At 40.1% G+C, this 9,966-nt stretch carries 12 protein-coding genes and 1 other RNA gene; 7 read left to right on the top strand and 6 right to left on the bottom strand.

Annotated elements, in window-relative coordinates:
- Positions 1–729: Rib/alpha-like domain-containing protein (locus tag M1R56_RS09865; RefSeq protein WP_248036028.1), on the top strand; the 729-nt coding region annotated here is incomplete at its 5' end.
- A 522-nt stretch (positions 730–1,251) separates the two neighbouring features.
- On the opposite strand, the gene ssrA is transcribed toward M1R56_RS09865, so the two are convergent.
- The 6 genes from ssrA to M1R56_RS09835 form a co-directional block, all read right to left on the bottom strand.
- Positions 1,252–1,599, bottom strand: a transfer-messenger RNA (tmRNA) gene (gene ssrA, locus M1R56_RS09860).
- 103 nt (positions 1,600–1,702) lie between these two features.
- Positions 1,703–2,284: a class I SAM-dependent methyltransferase gene (locus M1R56_RS09855; protein WP_248036027.1), complete on the bottom strand. Its 582-nt coding sequence runs from the start codon at positions 2,282–2,284 to the stop codon at positions 1,703–1,705.
- Positions 2,285–2,544: 260 nt separating this feature from the next.
- A complete protein-coding gene (locus tag M1R56_RS09850; protein ID WP_248036026.1) occupies positions 2,545–3,204 on the bottom strand; it encodes an amino acid ABC transporter permease in 660 nt (219 codons plus the stop codon).
- Between the two features lie 9 nt (positions 3,205–3,213).
- Positions 3,214–3,891 (bottom strand): amino acid ABC transporter permease, encoded by a 678-nt coding sequence (locus M1R56_RS09845; RefSeq protein ID WP_248036025.1) that lies wholly within the window; start codon positions 3,889–3,891, stop codon positions 3,214–3,216.
- Positions 3,892–3,903: 12 nt separating this feature from the next.
- Positions 3,904–4,698: a transporter substrate-binding domain-containing protein gene (locus tag M1R56_RS09840; RefSeq protein ID WP_248036024.1), complete on the bottom strand. Its 795-nt coding sequence runs from the start codon at positions 4,696–4,698 to the stop codon at positions 3,904–3,906.
- Positions 4,699–4,708: 10 nt separating this feature from the next.
- Entirely contained in the window at positions 4,709–5,467 is a 759-nt protein-coding gene (locus M1R56_RS09835) for an amino acid ABC transporter ATP-binding protein (RefSeq protein ID WP_248036023.1), read from the bottom strand.
- A gap of 177 nt (positions 5,468–5,644) precedes the next feature.
- On the opposite strand from M1R56_RS09835, the gene recJ reads away from it, so the two are divergent.
- The 6 genes from recJ to M1R56_RS09805 form a co-directional block, all read left to right on the top strand.
- Positions 5,645–7,870, top strand: a complete 2,226-nt coding sequence (gene recJ / locus M1R56_RS09830; protein ID WP_248036029.1) for a single-stranded-DNA-specific exonuclease RecJ — start codon at positions 5,645–5,647, stop codon at positions 7,868–7,870.
- Positions 7,871–8,178: 308 nt separating this feature from the next.
- Positions 8,179–8,355 (top strand): hypothetical protein, encoded by a 177-nt coding sequence (locus M1R56_RS09825; RefSeq protein ID WP_248036022.1) that lies wholly within the window; start codon positions 8,179–8,181, stop codon positions 8,353–8,355.
- A 140-nt stretch (positions 8,356–8,495) separates the two neighbouring features.
- Positions 8,496–8,648 carry a 50S ribosomal protein L33 gene (gene rpmG / locus M1R56_RS09820; protein WP_001809375.1) on the top strand — a complete coding sequence of 51 codons (153 nt, stop codon included), beginning with the start codon at positions 8,496–8,498 and terminating at the stop codon, positions 8,646–8,648.
- A gap of 9 nt (positions 8,649–8,657) precedes the next feature.
- Positions 8,658–8,834 (top strand): preprotein translocase subunit SecE, encoded by a 177-nt coding sequence (gene secE / locus M1R56_RS09815; RefSeq protein WP_001211016.1) that lies wholly within the window; start codon positions 8,658–8,660, stop codon positions 8,832–8,834.
- A gap of 57 nt (positions 8,835–8,891) precedes the next feature.
- Entirely contained in the window at positions 8,892–9,428 is a 537-nt protein-coding gene (gene nusG, locus M1R56_RS09810; RefSeq protein WP_045763385.1) for a transcription termination/antitermination protein NusG, read from the top strand.
- A 191-nt stretch (positions 9,429–9,619) separates the two neighbouring features.
- A partial coding sequence (locus M1R56_RS09805; RefSeq protein ID WP_248036021.1) for a sigma-70 family RNA polymerase sigma factor occupies positions 9,620–9,966 on the top strand: 347 nt, incomplete at its 3' end.

The raw sequence follows: 9,966 nt of genomic DNA, 5'->3' as shown, positions 1-9,966 counted from the left end.
CCTAAGGGCACAACAGTAGAGTTCAAGACACCAGTAGACACAACTACACCAGGTGATAAAGGAACTACAGTCGTTGTGACTTACCCAGATGGTTCTAAGGATGAAGTACCAGTTAAAGTAACTGTAAAAGATCCAACTAATAAAGTCGTTAAAGATCCATCAGTAACTCCAGTTACAGATCCAAGCAACTTGACTGACGCCGAAAAAGCTAAAGTGGCCGACGAAGTTAAGAAAGCAAACCCAACTGCGAAAGATATCAAGGTTAACAAAGACGGATCAGTAGTTGTAACCTTTGAAGATGGCACAACAGCTGTTATTCCAGCCGATAAGACAGTTAAGAAATCATCAGATAAAGTTAAGGAATCAGATGGAGTTAAGAATCCATCAGTAACCCCAGTTACAGATCCAAGCAACTTGACTGACGCCGAAAAAGCTAAAGTAGCCGACGAAGTTAAGAAAGCTAACCCAACCGCGAAAGATATTAAGGTTAACAATGATGGATCAGTAGTTGTAACCTTTGAAGATGGTTCAGTAGCAGTCATTCCAGCTGAAAAAGCTGTTACAGCTGCTAACCAAGATTCACCTGCTCAAGCACCAGCTAAGAAAGCAGGAGCGAAAGAATTGCCAAATACTGGTACAGAACAATCTAGCGCTTCACTTGCTTTAGCACTTCTTGCAGCAGCGACAGGCGGACTCCTCTTCGCTAAAAAACGTGAGGAAGAAGAGTAAGAAATTACTCAAATAAAGCAAAACTGAGAATCTCAATTCTATGAATTTGCTAGAAAAACCGTAAGAAGAAATTCTTACGGTTTTTTTGATGGATAATGATTAGGAGAAAGGGGAAATGTCAGTCTTACAGATCTTTAAAATGCTAAAAATTCAATTGAATAGCTGTTCAATGTATAGTTGATTGAAATAAGATGTGAACAAAGAGGTTAGGAAAGTCAAATTAATTTCTAAAAATGTTTTAGAATTTATATTGTACTACTCTAAGTTCAATCCACTATATATGCTATTTTTCCCATAGAAGAAAAGTTAATGTTGCCATCTTTCAAGTGTCTTGATGTAACATTGTAAACTTGTATGATGACAGAAAAAACGTTGATATCATCAACGTTTGAAACATAGGAACACCTCACAACTCTTCTTGCCTCTATTATACGACTTTACACAAAGAAAAGCCCTTGGAAACTTGACTTCCAAGGACTTTGTCTTCGTTCTAACGTTGAGAACATCAACGTTTTTTTAATATAATGGAGCCGGTGGGAGTCGAACCCACGTCCAAACACCTGCTAACATATTTGTCTACGACCATAGGTTATGTATTGTTTTAACAGCCCCTCGACACATAACTCAAGCCTAGGAACTGCGAGTCTATAAATCTCTTATCAAACTGCTAGACAAAGCCTGATCGTATCTCGCTAATAATAAGACCTGTCATCAGACACGAGCAATCCGAATCGGGTCACGCCTGCTGGTTTTTAGGCAGCTAGAGCGTAAGAAGTGTTATTTTTTGCAGTTATATTTAACTGAGCGTTTACGTCGCCACACGAGTCGCAAAATATGCCTCATAATGCCTGTCGAATCCGTAACGACCCCAAAAGACAATACAACTATTATACCTTATCTATTGGGAAAATGCAAAAACTGAGTAAAGATTAGCATTTGCTTTGTTTTTAGTGCTTGTCTGATACTCTAAGGGCTAAATATTTTTGCTACTTGTAAGAAATAATTGGGAAGGTTTATGGAGAAAGAGATGGTCTGAGCTGTAGAGTATTTGACTTGTTATTTCCGAGAAACCTTGTTGGCTGAGGCTTTCTTCAAGTTCAGAAATGATAAAACCGTGTGTCTCTCCAGCTGGTAGAGTAAAATCAGCAATAAAGAGTTGTCCGCCATGAGTCAAATGTTCCTTGAACATAGATAGACTGTCATCAAGATTAGGCATATGATGAAGAACTCGACTGACGATAATAAGGTCGAACTCTTCTTCAAGTGGTTCAAGTAATAAATCCTGTTGAATCAAGTATAGGTTTGCAAGTTTTTGACTGTCAATCTTGAGACGAGCTTGCGCAAGCATCTTGTCCGCAATATCAACCAAGGTCACTGATTTAGCTTGTTTGGCAAGAGGAAGGGCGATAAGGCCAGTTCCACCTCCAAAGTCTAGGATTGATTTGTTTGACAAATCAGGCACTTGTTTTATTAGATGCTGGCAAACAAGATCGGCCAGAAATTGATTTTTTGGAGAATCAAATGATTCTGCTCGATGATTAAAATGATGTTCCATATTTCTAGTCTAGCATAGAGTTTGTCAGTTTAACATTTCCTAGCTTATTTTTTAGTAAAGAAATAAGCAAAAAGATTTCTCTCAAAAGGCGGTGGGACAGAAATCGATAGACAAAGTCTCGATTTCGTAGTCCCAGCCCCGCGAGGATGATTAGGAGCATTTTGGAGTCTAAAAGACGAACAAAAAGTTCAATCAGCTACCGCGTCAATGTTTGATTGTTAATAAAAAGTGAGGTCGGGATTTTTTGTCCCAACCTCTTGTTATTCTGCAGCTTGTTGCCAACGTTTTGCTAGAGTCCGTGAAAGGCTTGAAATAGCTAGGTTGAAGCTGAAGTAGATTAGAGCGACCAGGATATATAAGCTGAAAACCTGTTCCGGTTCAAAGTATCGGCCCATGAGAATTTGACTGGCACCAAAAAGCTCTTGGAGGGCGATTACAGAGTATAAAAGACTTGTATCCTTAATCACTGTTACAAATTGAGAGATGATGGCAGGGAGCATCTTGCGGATGGCTTGCGGTAGGATGATGTGATAAAGGATTTGGCGATAGGAGAAACCTTGTGCCATCCCTGCCTCGTATTGTCCTTGATCCACTGCGTTAAGACCACCTCGGATAATTTCAGCCAGAGCTGCAGATGTAAAGAGAGTAAAGGCGGTGATTCCAGCTGGGGTAGATTTCATTTTAAAGACTAAAAAAATAGTGAAAATCCAGAGTAGATTAGGAACATTTCGTACAAATTCAATGTAGACACTAGCAAGGATTCGTAATAGGGTGTTTTTTCCATTACGCATGACAGCGAGGATGGTTCCAATTAGTGTTGAAAGCGTGATAGCAATCAAAGAGATATAGAGGGTTAGACCAAAACCTTTTAAAATAAAGATGAGGTTGTCTAGACTGAGAACTTCAAGAATACTTTCCATAAAAACCTCCTAAAGTGAATAAGCTTTTTTGTTAGCTTGCTCCATTTTTCGTCCAAATTGAGCAACAGGGAAGCAGAGGGAAAAGTAGAAGAAGGCGGCGCCTAAAAAGGCTGGGATGTAGTTGCCGTTGAGTGCGGACCAAGATTTGGTGACAAACATAAGATCAACTCCAGAAATGATAGCTACTGTCGAAGTATTCTTAATCAGGTTGACGACTTGGTTGGTTAAGGGAGGGAGAATGATGCGAAAAGCCTGCGGTAAGATAATCAAGCGCATTGCATTTGCATAGGTGAATCCCTGAGAAAGAGCGGCTTCGAGTTGGCCTCTAGGGATAGACTGAATTCCTGATCGAATGACCTCAGCGATATAGGCGCCGTGGTAGAGTCCGACACAAAGAACGGCAGTCCAGTAGATGGGAATCATGATAGTATGGTTACTAATCAGAGGCAAGCCGTAAAATACAATAACGAACTGAACTAGGAGAGGGGTGTTTTGATAAAATTCGACAAAGATACGGGATAAGATCCGTAAACTGCCATGTTTGCTAGTGGATAAGGTACCGAATAGGATGCCTAATAGCATGGCTAGGGCAAAAGAACCTAGAGCGATAGCTATAGTAAAGAGAAATCCGTTAAAAAATTGACCAAAATGTTGAAAATAAGCTGTCCAAGATGATGAATCTATCATGTAGCTACCTCCTTATTCTGCTGAGTGTTTGGAAGGTTTGAGATTGTAGCGATCGTATAAGTCCTGCAAGGTCCCATCCTGACTCCATTTGACAACCAATTGATCTAGATAGTCATTCAGTTGCGTGTTCGATTTTTTGGTTACAATACCATAGTCAGAAGGTTTGAAGCTATCGTCAAGTAGTTCTGTTCTTTTGCTGGTATAGCCGGAAAGGATAGAACGGTCTACCGAGAAGGCATCAATCCGATGGGCGTGGAGGGAGGTGATTAATTCAGGATAAGAGCCGAGTTCGACAAATTTAAAGGCAAGGCCTTTTTTATTACCTAGCTCTGTAATCAGCTTTTGGGTGATGGATCCTTGTGCGACTCCAATGGTTTTTCCGTTTAAATCTTCAATATCTTTAATCTTACCTGATTTATTTACCAAAAATCCACAGGCGTCTGTATAGTAAGGGCTGGTGAAGTTGTAGAGTTTTTTTCGTTCGTCAGTAATTGTGAAGGTGGCGATATCCATATCCACTTGTTCGTTGTCTAACAGAGGACCTCGAGTTTGAGCAGTAACTGGAACGTAGCGGACCTTGACCTTGAGTTGATCTGCAATCAGTTTGGCTAAATCTGTTTCAATACCTGAGAATTCTCCAGTTTTCGGGTTTTTATAGCCGAAATTAGGGACGTCTTGTTTGACGCCAACAACGATTTCTCCCTTTTTTTGGATATCTGCGATACTGGTATCTGCTTGAACTGATGTCACAAATCCAATGCTTAAAAGACTGGTAACTACTGTTGCAAGAAAGAAATTCTTTTTCATAGGCATCTCCTTATTTGACCTTGTCACTTTCGTGGTTGATAATCTTGCTGAGAAATTGTTGGGCGCGCGGTTCACTTGGGTGATCAAAAAATGCATCCACATCTGTTGTATCGACCAGGACTTGCCCTTCTGCCATAAAGATGATGCGATCAGCTACCTTACGAGCGAAGCCCATTTCGTGTGTGACGATGATCATATTCATGCCGTCGTGGGCTAGTTTTTGCATAACAGCTAGGACATCGCCGATTGTTTCGGGGTCGAGAGCTGAGGTTGGTTCGTCAAAGAGGAGGAGTTCAGGTTTCATAGCCAGGCCTCTAGCGATAGCTACTCGTTGCTTTTGTCCGCCTGATAAGGTGGCTGGATAGGACTCTTTCTTATCCCACATATTTACAAATTCTAAATATTTTTGCGCAGTTTTTTGAGCCACTTTGGGATCAATACCCAGTACTTTAATAGGTGCAAGAGTTACATTTTCTAACACGGTCTTGTGTGGATAAAGATTAAAATGTTGGAAAACCATACCTACTTCCTTGCGGAGGGGGACCAAATCCTTTTGGCTAGCACCTGCCATTTGGTGTCCGTTTACCAGGAGACTTCCGCTATCAATCGCCTCTAGACCATTGATGGTACGGATAAGCGTGGACTTTCCAGAACCAGATGGTCCAAGTAATACAACAACTTGGCCTTTTTCAAAACGAAGGTTGATATTCTGGAGTGCGTGGTAGTCTCCGTAATACTTTTCAACAGCTTTAAATTCTACTAAAGTCATAATCTTTCTCCTTTGTGTTAGATTTTGTAACATAGATTCTACAACAAAAGCGTTTTCTTGTCAAATGATATTACAAAGAAATTAGTAAAACTTTGATAAAAGTAAACCGGATAGAGAAAAACTGAAAATCATGTTATAATAAAACGATAGAATCGTAAGAAAGAGTGGATGATTTTTTTGATAATTCCTACTTATAATTGGCAATTTGCTCCGCAAGTTGAGGATGCGGATTTTACAAAGATCGCTAAGAAAGCTGGTTTGGGCGCGGAAGTGGCTCGTTTGTTATTTGAACGAGGCATCAAGGATGAGGCCAGTCTGAAAAAATTTTTAGAACCTTCTTTGGAGGATTTGCATGATCCCTACCTTTTAAATGATATGGAAAAGGCAGTGGAGCGGATTCGCCATGCTATTGAGCAAGGGGAACTGATTCTCATTTACGGGGACTACGATGCGGATGGGATGACTTCGGCTTCCATTGTTAAGGAAAGTTTAGAACAGTTAGGCGCTGAGTGCCTGGTTTATCTTCCTAATCGCTTTACGGACGGCTATGGTCCAAATGCCAGTGTCTACAAATATTTTATCGAACAGCAGGGTGTGTCTTTGATTGTGACTGTGGACAATGGTGTGGCGGGGCATGAGGCCATTGATTTGGCTCAGTCTATGGGAGTGGACGTCATTGTGACTGACCACCATTCTATGCCTGAGATTTTACCAGATGCCTATGCTATTATCCATCCTGAACATCCAGGGGCGGACTATCCTTTCAAGCATTTGGCGGGGTGTGGGGTCGCTTTTAAGTTGGCTTGTGCTCTTTTGGAAGAAGTACAGGTCGAGTTGTTGGACTTGGTTGCCATCGGTACAATTGCCGATATGGTCAGCCTGACGGACGAAAATCGTATCATGGTCCAATATGGTCTTGAGGTCTTGCGCAATACTCAGCGAATGGGCTTGCAAGAAATGTTTGAAATCGCTGGGATTTCGAGTAGTGATGTGACAGAAGAGACAGTTGGTTTTCAGTTAGCACCGCGTTTAAATGCTCTAGGACGTTTGGATGATCCCAATCCAGCTATTGATTTGTTGACTGGATTTGACGATGAGGAAGTGCATGAAATCGCCCTTTTGATTCATCAAAAGAATGAAGAACGTAAGGAAGTTGTTCAGTTCATTTACGATGAAGCTAAGAAAATGGTGGATCCTGATAAAAGTGTTCAAGTTTTGGCCAAGGAAGGCTGGAATCCGGGAGTTCTTGGAATTGTAGCTGGGCGTTTGCTTGAAGAACTAGGGCAGACAGTCATTGTACTGAATATCGAAGATGGACGCGCCAAGGGGAGTGCTCGAAGCGTAGAAGCAGTCGATATCTTTGAAGCCTTGGACCCGCATCGAGAACTGTTTATCGCCTTTGGTGGTCACGCAGGTGCTGCAGGTATGACCCTTGAAGTGGATAAGTTGGAAGTCTTATCCGATGTTTTGGAAGCCTATATCCGAGAAAAAGGTGCAGATGCCCAAGGTAAAAACAATTTATTTTTAGATGAAGAACTGGACTTAGAGGACTTGAGTTTGGAGACGGTGAAAAGTTTTGAACGTCTAGCTCCTTTTGGGATGGATAACCAAAAACCTGTCTTCTACATTCGAGATTTTCAAGTTGAAAATGCTCGCGTTATGGGGGCTGGTAATGCTCATCTCAAGCTGAAAATTTCAAAAGGTGAGGCCAGTTTTGAGGTAGTCGCTTTTGGTCAAGGGAAATGGGCGACTGAATTCTCACAGACCAAGCAACTGGAACTAGCAGTGACTCTCTCTGTCAACCAATGGAATGGACAAACAACCTTGCAGTTGATGATGGTTGATGCCCGTGTAGAAGGTGTCCAGCTCTTTAACATCCGTGGTAAGAATGCCCTGTTGCCAGAAGGTGTACCTGTTTTGGACTTTACGCAAGAGTTACCTGATGTGACCTCTTGTCCAGCTATTGTCGTGAAGAATATCCCTGAGGATATATCCCTCCTTAAGAAAATCTGTCAGGAGCAGGAGTTTTCAGCTCTTTACTTTAAAAATGATATCGCTAAGGCTTACTACTTGACGGGCTATGGCACAAGAGAGCAGTTTGCAAAATTGTATAAAACCATCTATCAGTTCCCAGAGTTCGATATTCGCTATAAACTCAAGGATTTGGCGGCCTATCTCAAGATTGAGCAAATCCTATTAGTCAAAATGATTCAGATATTTGAAGAGCTTGGCTTTGTGACCATTGAAAATGGAGTCATGAGGGTGAATAAAGAGGCTGAAAAGCGTGATATAGCTGAAAGTCGGATTTATCAAAAGCTTAAACAAACTGTTAAAGAACAGGAGATTATGGCGCTTGGAACAGTCCAGGAAATCTATGATTTCTTGATGGAAAAAAGTGAATAGAGATCGAAAGAGTTGGCTTGCTGACTCTTTTTGTTTGCTATCAAAAATCTCATCAATAAAAGGAATTTAGTGCTATAATGAGAGGAGTGAAGGACTGTTGAACATTGTTGAAGAAAGTTATACTCTTCGAAAATCTCTTCAAACCACGTCAGTGTCGCCTTACCGTATATGTGTTACTGACTTCGTCAGTTCTATCCACAACCTCAAAACGGTGTTTTGAGCAACCTGCGGCTAGCTTCCTAGTTTGCTCTTTGATTTTCATTGAGTATTAGTCTCAAAAGTACCAGAGAAGTTAGTCGGAGGAGAAAATGGAAAAAGAGAAGAAAAAGAAATTACTGGCAGAGTATAAGCAGCAACAGAAGAAAGAATTTGAAGCAAGTTTACCGATACCAAGGGAAATATTTTTAGACTTGTTTGATTTTTTAGATCAGGAGTTAGAGTCGCTGACTTGTTATGACGCTTTTCTTTTGAGAAATTATGTTTAAAAGTATTTTGGATAAATCCCTTGGTAAAACAAGTGGAAGTTACTTTGAAAAATTAGTTGAGAAATCACCTTAAAAAATCAAAAACGATTTAACTTGTCAAAGCAGAGGTTTATTGTTATAATAGGTAAGATGGAGGCGTTATGGCACTTAAAAAAGCAAGTCTAGCCTGTGCGGTTTGTGGTTCTAGAAACTATTCGATTAAGATTAGTGGCAATCCAAAACCAACACGCTTAGAAGTAAATAAATTTTGTAAACACTGTGGCAAGTACACCACACACCGAGAAACGAGATAGGAGAAAACGATGCGTTTTATTAAGGATATTTTTAAACTTCTTAAAGAAACAACTTGGCCGACTCGCAAGGAAAGTTGGTTAGATTTTAAATCTATCATGGAATACACTGCTTTCTTTGTAGTGATGATTTATATTTTTGACCAATTGATTGTTAGCGGATTGATTCGTTTTATTAATATTTTTTAAAATAAGCTAAGGAAAAGATCTAGTCGCTGAAATTCTTCAGTTAGGAAAGGAAAAAACATGGATAGTTTTGATAAAGGATGGTTTGTGCTACAAACTTACTCTGGCTACGAAAATAAAGTAAAAGAAAATCTATTGCAACGTGCACAAACATACAATATGCTAGAAAATATTCTACGTGTTGAAATTCCTACACAAACAGTGCAAGTAGAAAAAAATGGAAAGAAAAAAGAAATCGAAGAAAATCGCTTTCCAGGGTATGTTCTTGTAGAAATGGTTATGACCGACGAAGCATGGTTTGTTGTACGTAACACACCAAACGTAACAGGATTCGTAGGTTCACACGGAAATAGATCAAAACCAACTCCACTTTTGGAACAAGAAATTCGCGATATTTTAGTTTCTATGGGTCAAACTGTCCAAGAATTTGACATTGATGTTGAAGTTGGTCAAACTGTTCGTATTATTGACGGTGCTTTCGCGGATTACACAGGTAAGATTACAGAAATTGATAACAACAAAGTCAAGATGATTATCTCTATGTTTGGGAATGATACAGTAGCAGAAGTAAATCTTAATCAGATTGCAGAACTTTAATCAAAAATATTATCAATATAAAATCACAAACAAAGACAACTGTAGAGACAACAGTTGTCTTTTTTCACTCTCACTTGTCAGCATTCACAACTTCCATAACATTAGAGAGTAAAAACAGCACAAGATAGAAACTAGTGCCCTTCTTTCCCCCTTTCTCTGCTATACTACAAGCAGAGAAAGGGGGAAAGCAAATGCTTGAAAAGTATTATGAGAAGGTAAAAGGAATTGTCCATAGATGCCGAAAAGATTACTATCTTCATCTATGGGAAAAAGAAGACTGGGAGCAAGAAGGCATGATTTGTCTCCATGAACTTCTAGAACACCATCCAGAACTAGTGGAAGAAGAAAAGAAACTCTACGTCTACTTCAAAACAAAATTTCGCAATCGAATCCTTGATAGTGTCAGAAAACAAGAGAGTCAAAAACGTCGCCTAGACCGGATGGCCTATGAAGAAGTAGGAGAAATTAGCCATCGCCTACCAGAAGGAGGATTGTGGCTGGATGATTACTACGCCCTTCATGAATTGTTGAATACTTA

Source organism: Streptococcus sp. oral taxon 431 (genome assembly GCF_023115445.1).
GTDB lineage: Bacteria > Bacillota > Bacilli > Lactobacillales > Streptococcaceae > Streptococcus.
This window is presented reverse-complemented; position numbering and strand designations above follow the sequence as displayed.

Excerpts from the sequence above, each read along its gene's own strand:
- M1R56_RS09855 (WP_248036027.1), bottom strand. The coding sequence starts at position 2,284 with ATGGAACATCATTTTAATCATCGAGCAGAATCATTTGATTCTCCAAAA.
- M1R56_RS09850 (WP_248036026.1), bottom strand. The coding sequence starts at position 3,204 with ATGGAAAGTATTCTTGAAGTTCTCAGTCTAGACAACCTCATCTTTATT.
- M1R56_RS09845 (WP_248036025.1), bottom strand. The coding sequence starts at position 3,891 with ATGATAGATTCATCATCTTGGACAGCTTATTTTCAACATTTTGGTCAA.
- M1R56_RS09840 (WP_248036024.1), bottom strand. The coding sequence starts at position 4,698 with ATGAAAAAGAATTTCTTTCTTGCAACAGTAGTTACCAGTCTTTTAAGC.
- M1R56_RS09835 (WP_248036023.1), bottom strand. The coding sequence starts at position 5,467 with ATGACTTTAGTAGAATTTAAAGCTGTTGAAAAGTATTACGGAGACTAC.
- M1R56_RS09825 (WP_248036022.1), top strand. The coding sequence starts at position 8,179 with ATGGAAAAAGAGAAGAAAAAGAAATTACTGGCAGAGTATAAGCAGCAA.
- rpmG (WP_001809375.1), top strand. The coding sequence starts at position 8,496 with ATGGCACTTAAAAAAGCAAGTCTAGCCTGTGCGGTTTGTGGTTCTAGA.
- secE (WP_001211016.1), top strand. The coding sequence starts at position 8,658 with ATGCGTTTTATTAAGGATATTTTTAAACTTCTTAAAGAAACAACTTGG.
- nusG (WP_045763385.1), top strand. The coding sequence starts at position 8,892 with ATGGATAGTTTTGATAAAGGATGGTTTGTGCTACAAACTTACTCTGGC.